Origin of the sequence: Pseudoduganella buxea (assembly GCF_009720835.1) — a bacterium.
Taxonomy (GTDB): Bacteria; Pseudomonadota; Gammaproteobacteria; order Burkholderiales; family Burkholderiaceae_D; genus Rugamonas; species Rugamonas buxea.
The window spans coordinates 42,266-59,456 of the sequence record NZ_WNKZ01000029.1 but is presented as its reverse complement, the minus strand read 5'-3'; the positions used below and the strand labels follow the sequence as shown (position 1 = coordinate 59,456).

15 protein-coding genes are annotated in these 17,191 nt (G+C 66.4%); 7 read left to right on the top strand and 8 right to left on the bottom strand.

All coding sequences use genetic code 11. The features are described from left to right. Positions 1-29: 29 nt before the first annotated feature. Together GM672_RS12190 and GM672_RS29190 are read left to right on the top strand one after the other, a co-directional pair. Positions 30-2,045 (top strand): phosphocholine-specific phospholipase C, encoded by a 2,016-nt coding sequence (locus tag GM672_RS12190; protein WP_155470798.1) that lies wholly within the window; start codon positions 30-32, stop codon positions 2,043-2,045. Positions 2,046-2,179: 134 nt separating this feature from the next. Then, positions 2,180-2,839 carry a PEP-CTERM sorting domain-containing protein gene (locus GM672_RS29190; RefSeq protein WP_229417694.1) on the top strand — a complete coding sequence of 220 codons (660 nt, stop codon included), beginning with the start codon at positions 2,180-2,182 and terminating at the stop codon, positions 2,837-2,839. A gap of 2 nt (positions 2,840-2,841) precedes the next feature. Here the strand turns inward: GM672_RS29190 and GM672_RS12180 are convergent, their stop codons facing one another. Genes GM672_RS12180 through GM672_RS12160 form a run of 5 tightly spaced genes read right to left on the bottom strand, consistent with a single transcriptional unit; the run spans position 2,842 to position 7,557 of the window. Beyond that, positions 2,842-3,255 carry a secondary thiamine-phosphate synthase enzyme YjbQ gene (locus GM672_RS12180; protein WP_155470797.1) on the bottom strand — a complete coding sequence of 138 codons (414 nt, stop codon included), beginning with the start codon at positions 3,253-3,255 and terminating at the stop codon, positions 2,842-2,844. Positions 3,256-3,265: 10 nt separating this feature from the next. Then, on the bottom strand, positions 3,266-4,393 hold the full coding sequence (locus GM672_RS12175; RefSeq protein ID WP_155470796.1) for an FAD-dependent monooxygenase: 1,128 nt from the start codon (positions 4,391-4,393) through the stop codon (positions 3,266-3,268). After that, the gene (pepP, locus tag GM672_RS12170) at positions 4,393-5,745 is read right to left on the bottom strand and encodes a Xaa-Pro aminopeptidase (protein ID WP_155470795.1); all 1,353 of its coding nucleotides are present in this window, start codon (positions 5,743-5,745) and stop codon (positions 4,393-4,395) included. Before pepP ends, GM672_RS12175 begins: the two co-directional genes overlap by 1 nt. Continuing rightward, positions 5,742-6,449, bottom strand: a complete 708-nt coding sequence (gene murU / locus GM672_RS12165; protein WP_155470794.1) for an N-acetylmuramate alpha-1-phosphate uridylyltransferase MurU — start codon at positions 6,447-6,449, stop codon at positions 5,742-5,744. Before murU ends, pepP begins: the two co-directional genes overlap by 4 nt. A gap of 13 nt (positions 6,450-6,462) precedes the next feature. Continuing rightward, entirely contained in the window at positions 6,463-7,557 is a 1,095-nt protein-coding gene (locus GM672_RS12160; protein ID WP_155470793.1) for an aminoglycoside phosphotransferase family protein, read from the bottom strand. 102 nt (positions 7,558-7,659) lie between these two features. Here GM672_RS12160 and GM672_RS12155 point away from each other — a divergent pair, with 102 nt between their 5' ends. The 4 genes from GM672_RS12155 (at position 7,660) to rsmA (ending at position 13,287) form a co-directional block, all read left to right on the top strand. Beyond that, positions 7,660-9,888: an LPS-assembly protein LptD gene (locus tag GM672_RS12155; RefSeq protein ID WP_155470792.1), complete on the top strand. Its 2,229-nt coding sequence runs from the start codon at positions 7,660-7,662 to the stop codon at positions 9,886-9,888. A 98-nt stretch (positions 9,889-9,986) separates the two neighbouring features. Beyond that, on the top strand, positions 9,987-11,390 hold the full coding sequence (locus GM672_RS12150; protein ID WP_155470791.1) for a peptidylprolyl isomerase: 1,404 nt from the start codon (positions 9,987-9,989) through the stop codon (positions 11,388-11,390). A gap of 4 nt (positions 11,391-11,394) precedes the next feature. Continuing rightward, the gene (pdxA, locus tag GM672_RS12145; protein WP_155470790.1) at positions 11,395-12,447 is read left to right on the top strand and encodes a 4-hydroxythreonine-4-phosphate dehydrogenase PdxA; all 1,053 of its coding nucleotides are present in this window, start codon (positions 11,395-11,397) and stop codon (positions 12,445-12,447) included. A gap of 60 nt (positions 12,448-12,507) precedes the next feature. After that, positions 12,508-13,287, top strand: coding sequence for a 16S rRNA (adenine(1518)-N(6)/adenine(1519)-N(6))-dimethyltransferase RsmA (rsmA, locus tag GM672_RS12140; protein WP_155470789.1), 780 nt, complete (start codon positions 12,508-12,510; stop codon positions 13,285-13,287). Positions 13,288-13,499: 212 nt separating this feature from the next. Here the strand turns inward: rsmA and GM672_RS12135 are convergent, their stop codons facing one another. The 3 genes from GM672_RS12135 to GM672_RS12125 all read right to left on the bottom strand — a co-directional run bounded on the left by GM672_RS12135 (position 13,500) and on the right by GM672_RS12125 (position 16,298). Continuing rightward, on the bottom strand, positions 13,500-14,084 hold the full coding sequence (locus tag GM672_RS12135; RefSeq protein WP_155470788.1) for a hypothetical protein: 585 nt from the start codon (positions 14,082-14,084) through the stop codon (positions 13,500-13,502). A 58-nt stretch (positions 14,085-14,142) separates the two neighbouring features. Next, positions 14,143-14,751, bottom strand: a complete 609-nt coding sequence (locus GM672_RS12130; RefSeq protein ID WP_155470787.1) for a hypothetical protein — start codon at positions 14,749-14,751, stop codon at positions 14,143-14,145. 125 nt (positions 14,752-14,876) lie between these two features. Further along, positions 14,877-16,298 carry a metallophosphoesterase family protein gene (locus GM672_RS12125; RefSeq protein WP_155470786.1) on the bottom strand — a complete coding sequence of 474 codons (1,422 nt, stop codon included), beginning with the start codon at positions 16,296-16,298 and terminating at the stop codon, positions 14,877-14,879. 110 nt (positions 16,299-16,408) lie between these two features. Here GM672_RS12125 and GM672_RS12120 point away from each other — a divergent pair, with 110 nt between their 5' ends. Then, entirely contained in the window at positions 16,409-17,131 is a 723-nt protein-coding gene (locus tag GM672_RS12120; protein ID WP_155470785.1) for an HAD family hydrolase, read from the top strand. Positions 17,132-17,191 lie beyond the last annotated feature (60 nt).

The following is a 17,191-nucleotide window of genomic DNA, read 5'->3' as shown; positions in this document are numbered from 1 at the left end:
CGCCTGCCGGCGTTCACGGGAGCGGCGGCATGAGCGGCCCGTCGCGTCGCAAATTCCTCGGCGGCAGCGTGGCCGCCACGATGCTGGGCGCCATGCCGCCGCTGTTGCGCGAGGCGCTGGCCGTGCCCGCGCGCAGCGGCACCGGCACCATCGCCGACGTGCGCCATGTCGTCATCCTGATGCAGGAGAACCGCTCCTTCGACCATTACTTCGGTACCCTGGCCGGCGTGCGCGGCTTCGGCGACCGGCTGACGATTCCGCAGCCGGCCGGCCGCACGGTCTGGCAGCAGCAGAACGGCCAGCGCACCGTCATGCCCTACCGCCTCGACCAGGCGCTCGGCAATGCCCAGCCGGCGATGTCGCTGCCGCACACGTGGCCGGACGCGCAGGCGGCCTGGGACAGCGGCCGCATGAGTGCGTGGCCCCGTTCCAAGACGGATGCATCGATGGCGTACTACACGCGCGCCGAGCTGCCGATCCAGTTCGCGCTGGCCGAAGCATTCACCCTGTGCGATGCCTACCACTGCTCGCTGCAGGGCGGCACCAATCCGAACCGGCTGTTCCTGCTGACGGGGACCAACGACCCCACCGGTCGCGGCGGCGGCCCCGCCATCGACAACCGCATGGAAGGCTTCGGCCCCATCGAACAGGGCTTCAACTGGATCACGTATGCCGAACGCCTGGAAGCGGCCGGCGTGAGCTGGAAGGTCTACCAGGACGTGGCCGACAACTACGGCTGCAACCTGCTGGAAACGTTCCGGCGCTTCCGCGAAGCCCATGCGGCCCGGCCCAATGCGCTGGCCGACAAGGGCCTGTCGACGACACTGACGAACGCCACCCTGGACGGGCTGCGCGACGATGTCGTCAACGGCCGCCTGCCGCAGGTCAGCTGGGTCATCGCGCCCCGCCTGTACAGCGAGCACCCGGGCCCTTCCACGCCGGTCCAGGGCGGCGCCTACACCTTGCAGGTGCTCGAAGCGCTGCTGGCCGATCCGTCCGTGTGGGCCGGCACCGTGTTCCTGCAGATGTACGACGAAAACGATGCCTTCTTCGACCACATGCCCCCGCCGGCACCGCCGGCATTGGCGGCCGATGGCAGCCGCGCCGGTAAATCGACGGTGGACTACCAGGCCGAGTGCCACAGCGACGGCCAGCTGTACGGCCTGGGCCCGCGCGTGCCGATGATTGTGATGTCACCCTGGAGCAAGGGCGGCTGGGTCAATTCGCAGGTGTTCGACCACACCTCCGTGCTGCGCTTTCTGGAGCAGCGTTTCGGCGTGGCCGAACCGAATATCAGCCCATGGCGCCGCGCCGTCTGCGGCGACCTGACCTCCTGCTTCGATTTCGCCATCCCGGACGCCGGCAAGCCGCGCGTGCCCAGCGTCGCCATCGGCCAGGCCGACGAGGAAAGGGCGCGCCACCGGGCCGCCGCGCCCATCGGCGTGCCGCCGCCGGAGCTGCAGTCGGCGCCGCGCCAGGAAGCGGGCACGCGGCCTTCGCGCGCGCTGCCGTATCGCCTGGAAGTGACGGCGCAGGCGGACGCCGGCGCCGTCACGCTGGACTTCGTCAACAACGGCACGGCCGGCGCCGTGTTCCACGTGTACGACCGCCGCCAGCCCGACGCCATTCCGCGCCGCTATACGGTGGAAGCGGGCAAGACCTTGACGGACGGCTTGCCGGCCAGTGCCGATGGCGCCTTCGATTTGTGGATACTGGGACCGAACGGCTTTCACCGTCAGGTGCGCGGCAGCAGCGCCACGCCGGCCTTCGACGTGCGCGCTGCGCAGCAGGGCAGGGAGCTGACGCTGACCCTGCACAACCGCTCGGCCGAGGCGCGCGATATCACCATCGAACGGCTGGCCTACGCGGACAAGGCGGACAAGGCCATCGTCACGCATCGCATCGTCGCCGGCGCGCGCATGACGGTACCGGTGGCGGGGCCGTGGTACGACATCGTTGTCGGCGAAGGTGATTTTTCCTGGCGTTTCGCCGGGCGTATCGAGACGGGGGCGCACGGCACCGGCGACCCCGGCGCTGCGATCTGAATTGACATGACGCCGGTTTCGATCCAGGCGCGTCGCTTGCAAGTGTGAAGTTGTCGTGCACGCCCCACAGCGCCGATAGGCACGCCGGCGCCGCGGTGCTAGCATGCCACGCATTCGATCCTGGAGAGACAAGCATGAAACCCTGGCTGATTTCGGCGGCACTGCTGCTGGCTTCCAATTGCGCCGCTACACCGGTGGTGCTGACCAGCAGCAGCAGCGGGCTTGTAAATTTCACTGGCCTGCAGAACACCGCGAACGTGCTGGCAGATGTCGGTTGGGGCGAGGACTATCAACTCACGACCTCGTTTGCATACGATACCGATTCGGTCACTGGTCAGGGGCCGACAAAACAGACCGTTACCGGCGAGGTGACGCTGAATTTAGCGCACGGCTTCTTTCCTGAAACGATCCGCCTTGTCAATTTGGGGACTGCGACGACCACGTATACGCCCATTGACGAGAACGGGAATGGCGGCCGGATGCAGCTCGTTATCGCCTTCGCCGACCCCGATGATCCGCGTTGGAGTTACCAATTGGTCAGGTCGTTCGATTGGCTTCCAGGTGACCGGCCAGGTGAAAGCTTGCTCGAGCAGGTCCGGTATGCCAACCTCATCGCTGCTGGCGGCGAGAGCATCGGCGTAGAGGAGAACGGCACGCACTTGAGCTACATGTCGATGGGCGGTGGCGCAACGCAGTTGACGATATCGCCGGTGCCGGAACCGGCCACCTACGGCATGCTGCTGGCCGGTCTCGCCGGCGTGGGCCTGTACGCGCGCCGCCGCAAGGCCGCGTAAGCTCACCCAAGCACGGTCACCACCACGCTGCGCCGGTGCGGCGCGGTGCGGTGCTCCCACAGGTAGATGCCCTGCCAGGTGCCCAGCAGCAGCCGGCCGCCGCCGACGGGTACCGTCAGGCCGACGTCGGTCAGCATGGTGCGGCCGTGGGCGGCCATGTCGTCCGGGCCTTCGGTGTCGTGCCGGTAGGCCGGATCGCCATCCGGGGCCAGGCGCGCGACGATGGTTTCCAGGTCGCGCCGCACGTCCGGATCGGCATTTTCCGTGATCGTCAGCGAGCAACTGGTGTGCTGCACGAACACGTGGGCCAGGCCGCACTGCACGCTTGACGCGGCGACGACCTTGGCGACGGCGTCCGTGATGTCGCGCGTGCCGCGCCCGGCAGTGGAAAATTCGAGGATGGCCTGGTGTGCCATGTGCCCCCGGCTAGCGCCGGCCGTACATCATCAGTTCGGCCAGCAGGCTGCGCGCCGGCGCGATGACGTCGATGGCCGCCAGCGACACGCCCAGCAGCGCCTGGATGGGCGAATCGTTGGCGAAGATGCGGGCCATCGTGTCGGTGAGTTTCACCGTCACGTCGCGGTCCTGGCGGCGCAGGGCGGCATATTGCGACAGCATGTCCGGCGTCGCGTCCTGGGCCAGAAGGCGCGCCAGCACGGCGGCGTCGCGCAGGCCCAGGTTCAGGCCCTGGCCCGCCACCGGGTGCAGGGTCTGGGCGGCATTGCCGATGGCGGCGATGCGGGCGCTGCCCGGCATGCCGGCGTTCAGTCCCAGCGGGAAGGCCAGGCGGCGCGTCGCGCCGGTAAAGGTGCCGAGCCGTTCGCCGAAGGTTTCGCCCAGCTTTTTCAGGAAGGCGGCATCGCCCAGGGCCAGCAGGCTTTCGGCCGTTTCCGGGCGCACGCACCAGACCAGCGCGTAGCCGTCGTCCTGCGGCAGCAGGGCCAGCGGCCCTTCGCCGGTGAAGCGTTCGTAGGCCCGGTGCGCAACCGGCGCGCTGGTGCTCACCTGGGCGATGATGGCGGTCTGGCCGTAGTCGCGTTTCACGGCCTTGTCGGCCTGTTCGCCGAACAGGCCGCCCTCGGCCTGCACCACGATGGCGGCGTCGACGCTGCCGCCGTCGGCCAGTACCAGGTGAACCTGTTCCGGCGCCTCGTCGATGCGGGTCACGCGCGCCGGGCGCAGCGAGCGCACGCCGAGGCGCTCGCACACGCCTGCCAGCACCTTCACCACGTCGCCATAGCGGGTCACGTAGCCCAACGCGGGAACGTCCTGTTCGTCGCGCGTGATCATGCTGCGGCCGAACTGGCCCTTGCGCGACACGTGGATCTGGTGGATTTCCGTGGCCGGCAAGGGCCAGGCGCCGACCTGCTCCAGCAGTTGCCGGCTGCCCCAGGACAGGGCCAGCGAGCGGGGATCGGCGCTGGCCGCCTCCAGCGACTTGGCGTCGACCAGCACGATGCGTTCGCCCGCCATGCCGCGCTTGACCAGCAGCGCGGCCAGGGCCATGCCGGCCGGGCCGGCGCCGCAGATGGCGATTTCGGTTTGGGTATGCATCATCCCTCCCGCATCAAGGTTTCGATCTCGGCCACCGTCTTCGGCGCCGCGCCGGTCAGCATGGTGTGACCGCCTGGCGCGACGACGACATCGTCCTCGATGCGGATGCCGATGTTCCAATACGCTTCCGGCACGCCTTCGGCCGGGCGCACGTAGATGCCCGGTTCGATCGTCAGCACCATGCCTTCCTGCAGGGGGCGCGAGGGCTTGTCCGGTTCGTCCGTGAGGCGGTAGGCGCCCGTGTCGTGCACGTCCATGCCCAGCCAGTGGCTGGTGCCGTGCATGTAAAACGGCGTAAATGCCTTGTTGGCGATGACGTCGTCCACGCTGCCGTGCCGGTCGCGGCCGAGCAGGCCCGTATCGAGCATGCCTTGCGCCAGCACCCTGACGGCGGCGTCGTGCACCGAGTGGAAGGTCTGGCCGGGGCGCACGGCATCGAGCGCGGCCTGCTGTGCCGCCAGCACCAGTTCATACAGGGTGCGTTGCGCCGTGCTGAAGCGGCCGTTGACGGGCCAGGTGCGCGTGATGTCCGAGGCATAGCCATCGAGCTCGCAGCCGGCGTCGATCAGTACCAGTTCGCCGTCGCGGATCTGGCGGTCGTTGCTGTTGTAATGGAGGATGCAGCTGTTGGCGCCCGAGGCGACAATGGGCGTGTAGGCGGGGAACTGGGCGCCGTTGCGGCGGAACTCGTACAGCAGCTCCGCTTCCAGCGCGTATTCGAAGATGCCGGGCCGCCCGGCCCGCATCGCGCGCACGTGCGCGGCACCGGAGATTTCGCCGGCCCGCAGCATGGTGGCCTGCTCGCCCGCATCCTTGACGACGCGCATTTCGTCGATCAGCGGCACGATATCGCGCAGCACGGGCGGCGCCTTGATGCCGGCGCGGCCCTGGCGGCGCACGCTGTTCAGCCAGTGGCGCAGGCGCGTGTCGAGGCCTTCGTCGCGGCCCAGCTTGCAGTACAAGGCAGGCACGTCGGCCAGCAACGTGGCCATCTGTTCGTCGAGCGCATCGACCGGGTAGGCGGCGTCGAAGCCGAACGCCGTGCGGGCCGCGTCGGGGCCGTGCCGCAGGCCGTCCCAGATTTCGCGCTCGGGATTCTTCTCGCGGCAGAACAGGATGGCGCGGGCCGGCTGCTCGCCGCGCGCGCCGGCCAGCACCAGCACGGCCTCCGGTTCCGCAAAGCCGGTCAGGTAATAGAAACTGCTGTCGTGGCGGTAGGGGTAGTCGCTGTCGGCATTGCGTGCCACCTCCAGGCTGGTGGCCAGCACGGCCACGCTGCCCGGCTCCATGTGCGCCAGCAGGCGCGCGCGGCGGTCGGCGTACGGAGCGCTTGAGGCGACGCTCCCGTTCATGCGCGCAGCCCCGCGTTGAGCTGTTCGAGCTGCTGGGGCGTGCCGACGTTGTCCCAGTCGCCTTCATACAGTTCGCCGCCGATGCGGCCCTGGTCGGCATACTCGCGCAGCAGCTTGCCCAGGCCGGCGTGCTGGCCCGGTGCGATCCCGTCGAACATCGACATGCGGTAGACGCCCAGGTTGGCGAAGGTGTAGGTCGGCTGGCCCGTGTTCGACACCGTGTACAGGTTCAGGGCGAAATCGCCCTTCGGATGAAAATCGGGATTCTTCACCAGCCAGATCCAGGCGATGTCGCGCTTGTCATCCGGGTAGGGATTGCCCCACATGTCCTTGTCATGCAGGACGTCGGTGACCTGGCTGAAGTCGAAATGGGGGCAGTAGATGTCGCCCGAGACGGCGAAGAACGGCTCCTCGCCCAGCAAGTGACGCGCATTGGCGATGCCGCCGGCCGTCTCCAGCGCCTCTGCCTCGGCCGAATAATGGATGGTGGCGCCGAAGCGGCTGCCGTCGCCCAGGTGGGCTTCGATCATATGCCCCAGGTGGGCGTGGTTGATGACGATTTCCTTCATGCCGGCACGCACCAGGTTCAGCACATGCCATTCGATCAGGGGGCGGCCGCGCACCTTCAGCAGGGGCTTCGGGCAGGTATCGGTCAGGGGACGCATACGCTCGCCGCGGCCGGCGGCGAAGATCATGGCTTTCATGGCGGCGTCTCTTCTAGAAGGTGTAGCGGACGTCAGGCTGGCGCTGTTCCAGCACATCGAGCAGCTTGATCAGGGGCTTCAGTTCGCGGTAGCGGTTCGCCGTGGTGCGCACATATTCCATCACGGTGGGCAGGTCGCCCAGGTACAGCGGCTTGCCGTCGCGGTAGTTCAGGCGGCAGAACAGGCCGAGGATCTTCAGGTGGCGCTGCAGGGCCATGAATTCGAAGTCGCGGTAGAAGGTGTCGAAGTCCTTGTGCACGGGCAGGCCGGCCGCGCGCGCATGCTGCCAGTAGCGGATCACCCAGTCCAGCACCAGCTCCTCGTCCCACGACACGTAGGCGTCGCGCAGCAGCGAGGCGGCGTCGTAGGTGATCGGGCCGTAGACGGCATCCTGGAAGTCGAGAATGCCGGGGTTGTTCTCGTCCATCCACATCAGGTTGCGCGAGTGGTAGTCGCGGTGCATGAACACCTGCGGCTGCGCCAGGCAGTTGCCGACAATGGCCTCGAACACCTTCTGCAGTTCGGCGTCCTGCGCCGGCGTCAGCGTCGTGTTCAGGTGCTTGCCGATGTACCACTCGGGGAAGATATTCAGTTCGCGCAGCATGAAGGCGCGGTCGAATTCGGGCAGCACGCCCGGCTCGCTGTACTGCTGGATTTTCACCAGCGCCGACAGGGCCTGCGCATACAGGGCCGAAGCGTTATCGGGATTCAGGGCCTGCAGGTAGGTGGTGGTGCCCAGGTCCGACAGCAGCAGGAAGCCCTGTTCCAGGTCCTGCGCCACGATGACGGGCACCGTCACGCCGGCGTTCGCCAGCAGTTCGTCCACCTTGACGAAGGCAGCGGTGTTCTCGCGCTCGGGCGGGGCGTCCATCGCCACCAGGGTGGCGCCATGCTGGCCCTGGGCTTCGGGCAGCACGTCGACGCGGAAGTAGCGGCGGAAGCTGGCGTCGACCGACGCGGGGCGGCTCGATGCCACCTGCACCAGGTTCAGGCCTTCCAGCCAGGCTTTCAACTGGACCAGGCGGGCGTCGGCGCCGGCGGTGTTCTGCTCGCCGGCGGGGGCCAGCTTGGGGGCGCGGTTGCGTGATAATTTATACAATAAAGACATGAATACAGCCTGACGAATCCGGTCGATGGTGAAGATTCCCATATAATAAGGGATTCAAATCAAAAAATCGCCTGTCATGGTGCTTCGCGTATCGTTCCTTTCATGAGCTGGTTTTTGGCCCCCCCATCCAAGCAACGCTGGGCGTTTGCACTGACAGCCCTGGTCGCCGCTTCGGCGGTACCCGCACACGCCCAGTCCGCGCCGGACCAGGGCAAGGGCACCCCGCGCGTGGACGATCCCGATGCGCCCGTTACCTTGCGCGCCGAGGAAATCACCGGGCGGCCCGAACGCGAACTGGTGCTGCAGCGCGACGTCGAGATCGTGCGCGACAAGATGCGCGTGACGGCCGATTCGGCCTGCTACCGCCAGGTCGAATCCGAGCTCGAAGCGAAGGACAATATCCGCATCTGGCGTTTCGGCGACTACTACACGGCCGACGAATTCAAGATCAATACGGATACGGGTGTCGGCTACATGCTGCAGCCGACCTACAAGCTCGAACTGAATAACGCCCAGGGCGCGGCGCGCCGCATCGACTTCCTGAATCCGGACCAGGCGGTGGTTGTCGACGGCACCTACAGCACCTGCGAAGGCCCGAACCCGGACTGGTACCTGAAATCGAGCACCCTGAACCTGGACATGGGCCGCGAGACGGGCGTCGCGCGCGGCACCGTGGTCTATTTCAAGGACGTGCCGCTGATCGGCACGCCGGCGCTGTCGTTCTCGCTGTCCGGCGAGCGCCGCTCCGGCTGGCTGCCGGCCATGCCGGGCTTCAGCTCGCGCGGTTCGGCCGAACTGACCTTGCCGTACTACTTCAATATCGCGCCGAACCGCGACCTGACCCTGTACCCGCGCTATATCACGCGGCGTGGCTTGCAGATGGGCGCCGTAGGCCGCTATATCGGCGAGACCGACGCGGGCAGCTACGAAGGCCGCACCTTCATCGAGTACCTGCCGCATGACAAGGAGGCCGGTTTCGACCGCTGGCAAATCCAGTCCAGCCACTCGCAGGCGCTGGCCAAGGACTGGTCCTTCGGCTGGAACGTGCGCGCCGCGTCGGACGACAACTACCCCAACGACTTCTCGAAGAATGTGGCAGGCAGCGCCGAGCGCCAGCTTCTGCGCGAACTGCGTACCGACTACCGCGGCGAGTACTGGAGCCTGACGGCGCGCGTGCAGAAGTACCAGGTGCTGCAGGACCCGGACCTGACCACCGAGACGCCGCACCCGTACGACCGCCTGCCGGCGATTAACTTCCACGCCGCCCGCTACGACATCGCCGGTTTCGACTGGGCGGTCGACAGCGAGATCACGCGCTTCCACCACCCGACCCTGATCAACGGCAGCCGGATGGTGGTGGTGCCGCAGGTGAGCTACCCCATCATCAGCCCCAGCTGGTTCATCACGCCCAAGCTGATGATGAACGCCAGCGCCTACCAGCTGGACGCCTACAAGGGCGAGGAAAACCGCTCGGTGACGCGCACCATCCCCACGTTCTCGGTCGATTCGGGCCTGGAATTCGAGCGCAAGACCAGGCTGTTCGGCCGCGCCGTGACGCAGACGCTGGAACCGCGCCTGTTCTACGTCTACACGCCGTACCGGGACCAGAGCAATATCCCCAACTTCGACACGGCCGACGCCACCTTCAACTTCTCGCAGATCTTCAGCGAGAACCGCTTCGTCGGCTCGGACCGCATCAGCGATGCCAACCAGATGACGGCGGCCATCGTGTCGCGCTTCCTGGAAGAGTCGGGCGCCGAGCGCCTGCGCCTGGCGTTCGGCCAGCGCTTCTACTTCCACGAGCCGCGTGTGACCCTGGACGGTTCCACCGCCAACTCGGCCGGCAGCCGTTCGGACCTGCTGCTGGCGGCCACCGGCCGCATCTCCGATACCTGGGGTGTGGACAGCGCCGTGCAGTACAACCCGGACGACAAGAGCGTGGTCAGCTCGAACCTGAACGTGCAGTTCCAGCCGGGGCAGAAGAAGGTCTTCAACGCCGGCTACCGCTTCCTGCGCGATAACTTCAAGAACGTCGATTTCTCGACCCAGTGGCCGATCACGCAGAAGTGGTTCGGCGTCGGCCGCATGAGCTACTCGCTGCAGGATCACCGCATCCTGGAAAGCCTGATCGGCGTCGAGTACAACTGCGATTGCTGGGTATTCCGTGCCGGCGCGCAGCGCTTCGTGACGACGGCGAACAAGACGTCGACGCAGTTCTTCTTCCAGCTCGAGCTGACGGGCCTGTCCAAGCTGGGCATCGGCAATCCGCTGGAAGTGATGAAGAACAGCATCCCCGGCTACCAGCGCATGAACGAGGTCACCCGCCGCTGATGCCGCCGAGTCCTGCAATTGGCGCCCGCGGCCGCATACCTGTTATTCTTCACGATTATTCTTCCTGATTCTCCACCGACTCAATGAGCGTTTCCGATATGCGTAAGTCCAGTAAGCACCCGATCACACTCGCAGCAATCCTGATGTGCGCCATGGCTGCCGGTGGCGCCGCGTCGGCCCAGGACGCCAAGCCGGCCGCGCCTGCATCCGCTGCCGCCGCTCCCGGGGGCTTCACCCCGCCGGGACAATCGAAGAACACCGAGATCGACTCGATCGCCGTGGTCGTCAACGACGAAGTCATCACGCGACGCGAGCTGGCGCAGGAAATCAACACGATCACGCAGCGCATGAAGGCGCAGAACGCGCAGATGCCGTCGCTGCCGGACCTGCAGCGCCAGATCCTGGAGCACATGATCGTCCAGCGCGCCCAGTTGCAGATGGCGCGCGAGATGGGCGTGCGCGTCGACGACACGATGCTCGACCGCGCCATGGTGCGCGTGGCCGCCGAGCAGAAGATGACGGTCCAGCAGCTGCGCGACCAGATCGAGAAGCAGGGCGGCTCCTACGCCGCCTTCCGCGAGGACATCCGCAACGAAATCATCATGACGCGCCTGCGCGAACATGAAGTGGACCAGAAGATCCAGGTCTCCGAAGCGGAAGTGGACAGCTTCCTGGCAGCCCAGGAAGCGGCGGCTGCCGAACAGTTCGAAGTCAACATCTCGCAGATCCTCGTGCGCATTCCCGAAAATGCCTCGCCCGACGTGATCGCCCAGCGCCAGAAGCGCGCCGAGGAAGTGATGCGCCAGCTGCGCACGGGCGCCGACTTCGCCAAGATGGCCGCCACCTATTCCGACGCGGCCGATGCGCTGCAGGGCGGCGTGGTGGGCTGGCGCCAGACCGACCGTATTCCGCCCGTATTCGCCGAGGCACTGGTCAAGCTGCAGCCGGGCCAGGTCACACAGATCATCAAGAGCGTGGGCGGCTTCCATATCCTGAAGCTGGCCGACAAGCGCAGTGTGGCCCAGGCCCAGGCCGAGGCGGCCGTGCAGCAGACCCATGCCCGCCACATCCTGCTGAAGGTCACGCCGTCGCTGAGCGCGGCCGATGCCAAGCGCCGCCTGCTGGAACTGAAGGAGCGCCTGGACAACAAGGCCGCCACCTTCGAGGAACTGGCGCGGCTGTACTCGAACGACGAGTCGGGCAAGAAGGGTGGCGACCTGGGCTGGCTGGTGCCGGGTGACGCGCTGCCCGAATTCGAGCAGGCCATGAACGAACTGAAGCCCGGTGAAGTCAGCGGTCCCGTCGAGACCAGCTTCGGTTACCACCTGATCCAGGTCATCGAGCGCAAGTCCGAGGACGAGTCGAAGGACAAGAAGCGCAACGAGGCGCGCATGGCGCTGCGCGAGCGCAAGATGGTCGAGGCGGCCGAGGACTTCCAGCGCGAAGTGCGCGACCGTGCCTACGTCGAGTACCGCGCCGAAGACCTGAAGGAAGCCAAGTAAGGCCATGGCGCAGGGACCAGCACGTCAGCGGCCGACGATCTGCATCACGACCGGCGAGCCGGCCGGCATCGGACCGGGAATCGCGATCCGTGCCGCGTGGGCCCTGCGTGAACAGGTCAACTGCGTGCTGCTGGGCGACGCCGCCTTCCTGGCGATGACGGCCCATGCGCTCGACCCGGCGATGCGCATCAGCGCCCTGTCGCTGCAGGCCGTGCGCAACAGCGGCGTGCCCCATTTCGGCGCCGAGCGGCTGTGCGCCATCGACATCCCGCTGGCCGCGCACGTCGTGCCGGGCACCCTGGACAAGGAAAACGGCCGCGCCGTGCTGGCCACGCTCGATGCCGCCATCGAAGGCACCCGGGCCGGCTGGTTCGCCGCCGTCGTCACGGCGCCCCTGCAGAAAAGCACCATCAACGATGCCGGCGTGCCGTTCTCCGGCCATACGGAATATTTTGCCGAACGCACCGGCACGCCGCAGGTGGTGATGATGCTGGCCGGCGCGCCGGCCGCCGTCACGGGCGTGGCGCAGTTGCGCGTGGCGCTGGCGACGACGCACCTGCCGCTCAAGGACGTCTCGACCGCGCTGACGCAGGAAAGCCTGGGCCGCACGCTCGACATCATCGATGCCGACCTGCGCGCCAAGTTCGGCATCGCCGCGCCGCGCATCCTCGTCACGGGCCTGAACCCCCACGCCGGCGAGAACGGCTACCTGGGCCGGGAAGAAATCGACACCATCGGCCCGGCGCTGGCGGCGGCGCGGGCACGCGGCATCGACGCGCGTGGGCCTTACCCCGCCGATACGCTGTTCCAGCCGAAGTACCTGCAGGACGCCGACTGCGTGCTGGCGATGTACCACGACCAGGGCCTGCCCGTGCTGAAGTTCGCCACCTTCGGCAGCGGCGTCAATATCACGCTGGGCCTGCCCCTGATCCGCACCTCGGTCGATCACGGCACGGCGCTCGACCTGGCCGCGCAGGGCCTGGGCGTGGCCGACTGCGGCAGCATGGTGCAGGCCATCGAGACCGCCCTCGCCATGGTCCGGGCCAGCCAGGCCTGAATCGTCGCTCGCACTGCATCGCACCGGCCGGCCCGGCCACTCCATTTTTGAAGAAGACAGATGAAACACATAGCCCGCAAACGCTTCGGCCAGAATTTTTTACACGATAACCGCGTCCTCGCCGACATCATCGAAGCCATCGCGCCGGCCCCGGGCGATGCGATGGTGGAAATCGGGCCTGGCCTGGCTGCGATGACGGACCTGCTGCTCAAGTCGCTGGACCACATGCATGTGGTGGAGCTGGACCGCGACCTGGTGACGCGGCTGGAAAAGCGCTTCCCGCGCGAGAAGCTGACGATCCACTCGGGCGATGCGCTGAAGTTCGATTTCGGCACCATCCCCGTACCGGAAGGGCGCAAGCTGCGCGTCGTCGGCAACCTGCCGTACAACATCTCCAGCCCGCTGCTGTTCCACCTGACCGATTTCGCCCGGCAGATCGAGGACCAGCATTTCATGCTGCAGAAGGAAGTGGTGGAGCGCATGGTGGCCGAACCGGGCAGCAAGACCTATGGCCGCCTGTCCGTCATGCTGCAGTGGCGCTATCGCATGTCGCTGATGTTCATCGTCCCGCCCGAGGCCTTCGATCCGCCGCCGAAGGTGGAATCGGCCATCGTGCGCATGATCCCCATTGCCGACCCGCTGCCCTGCGACGCCGCCACGCTTGAAGCGGTGGTGCAGAAGGCATTCTCGCAGCGCCGCAAGGTAATTCGCAACTGCCTGGCCGGCATGTTTACGGAACAGCAGATCATCGATGCCGGCATCGACCCGTCCACTCGCCCGGAAACGGTGCCGATGGAAGCCTATGTGGCGCTGGCCAACAGCCTGAAGGCGCCCGCGTAGGCGAGCGCAGCTCTACAAGAACCGCCGGGTGCCGCGAGGTCCCGGCGGTTTTTTCGTGGCCGGGGCGAAATCGCAGGCAAAAAAAAGCCGGCTCAGGGAGCCGGCTAAATCCAATTCTCAGAAAGAAGTGGAGGAGACAGGAAACATTATGATGCGCCGCCGCATATTGATCTACTTTATTTTGCGAATGGCCATCATTCCTGTCATGAATATCAGGCGTTGGGCTTGCACGCGATCACGACATTCGTCACGGGAGCATCCTGCATCGTGCCCGTGCCGTTGGTAACGGTGCAGGTCAGGCCGGCCGGCTGCGTAATCACGGCCAGGCCATACGTCGTTTGCGACGCGATCGAATCGGGGTAGGCGAAATCCTTCGCATCCTTGGCGATTGGGAGTTCGCTGCCGTTGCCGTTGGCGATGACGAGGCCAGCGGCAGTCAGGCCGGTGACAGTGCCGCTCAGCTTGAAAGTGTTGATCGAGCAGGTCAGCGGAACGTTGATGGTTTCGGTGTAGCCGGCCGCGCCTTTCAGCGTGCTGTTGCCGGCAGCTGCGATGCAAGTCTGGTGATCCGGCTGCTTTTCAAAGGCAATCGTGTATTCGTTGCCGTACTCGATAGAAGTCGGGAAACTGTAGCTGGTTGCGCCAGCCGGCACGGTAATGCGCTCGCCGTTATTGGTCAGGACCAGGCCGGAATTCGTCAGGCCGGCAATGCTGCCACCGACGGTAAACGAGGCTTTGCCGCCGCAGCCGGCCACGGCCAGCACCAGGGCGATCGGGGCCAGAAACTTTGCTTTCATTGCATTCTCCAAAAAGAAGCGCGCCACTTCGGGCGCGCCGGGTCCGGTTTCAGCCGGTTCAGGGCTGGCGGCAGGTGACGGCGATATTGGTGACGGGGCCGGAAGGCATCACGCCCGCATTATTGGCGATGTCGCACACCAGGCCGGCCGGATTGCTGGCGACGGTCACGGCGTAAATGGCGCCATCAGCCACTTGTTGTTGCTTGTCCGAGAAGGTAAAGCTCGTGGCGCCGGCCGGAACGTCCAGCACGTTTGCGCCATTATTGAGCTTCAGGCCGGCCGAGGTGAGACCGCTGACGGTGCCGCCCAGCGTGTAGCTGTTCGTCGTGCAATTTATCTCGACCCGCAGTGCCGAGTAGTAATTGGCCTTGACGCCGTTCGTGCCGTCCGCGAATTTGCAGTTGGACGCAAGGGGTTGCTGCGCGATCTTGACGGCCAGCGTGCTGTCTTCGGGAATCAAGGTTGGGAAGGTGGCTTTCTGCGTGGCGCCACCGGTGCCGCCGTTGATGGTGATGGTTTCGTTGCCATTTTGCAGGATCAAGCCCGTCTTGGTCAGGCCGGTGACCGTTACCTGCAGGACCAGGTTACCGTCGTCGCTGCCGCCGCAGCCCGCCAGCATTACGGCGCACAGTGCGCTTACGCTCGCGCGCAGGGTCATACTCTTCATAGAAAAATCTCTCCAAAATCAGATAGCTGGATGCAGTACCGCGGCGCGGGGCATGGGTCGGCGCTTATTTTAGTGCATTTAATAAGTGACGGCTCGACAAATCCTTGTAACGACATGTGACGCCCTCAGTGCGCCCGTGGCCGCACTTGCGTCCGCACTTGCGTCAAATCGCAGCGGGACCGGCGGCCCGTCAGTTCACAACGATTCTGCACGACACCATTGCGGTCATGTACCTCGACGTGCCACGCCCCGGGACCGGTGCGTTCCATCGTCATGAAGCCGAAGCCGCCCACCCAGGAACTGAAGGAATCGATGATGGCGCCCGGCGCCGGCTGGACATCCATCGGCGCTTCCGGCAGGGGCACCGTGTCCTCGGCCGTGCCGGAAAAGCCCGTGATGAACTGGCTCGGGTGGGGGCTGGAAAAGCTGACCTGTTCCCACAGGTGGGCATGGCCGGACAGCACGGCCTGCACGTTGCGCGGCAGCAGCAGGGGATCGACCGAGCCGAAGCTGTCCTGCAGGCCCTTGTCGCCCAGTTGCAGGTAGCGCTGGCCGTTCTTGTCCAGGTCGGCGCCGAAGCCCAGGATGGGGTGGTGGTTGGCCCACAGGTTATACGGCACCCGCGCCGCCAGCGCGGCTGCCCTGGTGTAGGCGTCGCGGTAACGCTCGAAACCGGTGCTGCCCGGCGCCAGGCCCTTCCACGTGGTGGCGGCCGTGTCGACCACCAGCAGTTGCGTTTCCGGCCCCAGGGGCACGGCATACGGATCGCTGTAGTTGCCCGTGTCGTCGTCGGCCGCGCGGTTGCAGTCGCGGCCCGGCTGCAGGGGCCGGGGATCGAGGAAGCGCCACCAGCCCTGGCCGCCCCGCGCACAGCTTTCATGGTTGCCGCGCACCACCACCCAGGGCGCGGCCCGCAGCAGCGGCGCGGCCGGACGGAACAAATCCTCGCGCCACGTGTCCCAGCCATAGCCCCACGGGCTGCCGGCACAGCCGGCGTTGCCCGCCGGGCAGGGGTTTTCACGGTAGTGGTAATCGCCCACGTGCACCACCAGGTCCGGGCGCCAGGCGGCCGCGGACGCGGCCACGGTGGCGAACGGCGCCGCGTCCGCGTCGTTGCAGGCCTGGAAGGCATTGTCGGCTTTTTTCATCCGGCAGCCCGTGTCGCCGATGACGACGATGCGGCGCGGCTCGCCCTGGGGCACGGGCAAGGCCTGACCCTGCACCGTGGCCGTGCGCGTGCCGGGCGGCAATGGCAGCTCGCAGGTGAGCAGCGGGAAGGCCGAAGGCTTCGAATCGGCCGGGCTGGAAGCCGTGGGGCGCTGGGCCACCGTGCTGGCCGGCGCGCGCAGCTGCATCGGCTGCGCGCGGCCGTCGATATCGATCGGTGGGCATGTCGCTGCATCGCTCAACACCCGCACCGTGGCCGCGCCGCCTTCGCCCACGACGATATACGCCGACAGCACGGGCGGGGCTGGCGGAGCGAGGGTGGCGCAGCCGGCCAGGGTGGCGGCCAGCAAGGGGGTGGCGATGCGGGCAGGAAAGTACATGGCAGGCTCCATGAGTCAGCAATTCGAGTTAGCACTTCGCTAATTTTACCTGCGCTTCCTGCTGCCGTGAGCGGTACGATGGCGGCGCTCAGGCATGCGACAATGGGGCCATGAACGAGATTCAATCACCGAACGAGCGTCCCCACGCCATCCTGTTCGACCTGGACGATACCTTGTGGCCCATCGGCCCCGTCATTGCCGAGGCGGAGCTGACCCTGCATGCGTGGCTGGCCGAGCACGCACCGAAGGTGGCACAGGCCTTCACCATCGAGGAGATGCGGGCGCGCCGGATGGCGCTGCTGGCTGCCGATCCCGCTCACCACCTGGACCTGGCCAAGCTGCGCCGGGCCGCGCTGCAGGCGGCGTTCGAGCATGTGGGCGAGGACCTGGCCCATGTGGACGGTGCCATGACGCATTTCCATTCGGCACGCAACACCGTCAAGCTGTATGACGATGTGCTGCCCGGGCTGCTGCGACTGTCGGACAAGGTCATCCTTGGCTCTGTTTCGAATGGCAATGCCGACCTTGAAGTCATCGGCCTCGCCCACCATTTCAAGGTGTCGCTCGCGGCCAGCCGCTTCGGCATCGCCAAGCCGGACCCGGCGATATTCCTGGCCGCCTGCGAAGCGCTCGGCGTGGCGCCCCGGCAAGCCGTGTACGTGGGCGACGACCTGCGCCTCGATGTCGAAGGCGCACAAAAGGCGGGCTTGCGGGCGGTGTGGATGAACCGCACCGGCAGCAACGCCCACGTCGACATGGGCATCGCGCCCGATGCGATCTGCAGCAGTTTCGATGAGTTGATTGCGTGGCTGGAACAACAGTTAGCCGATTGAATGTCATGGAAAGCCGGTCCGCTGGTCCCGGCCGTGCATAATACTGTGTACGTCTGAAGA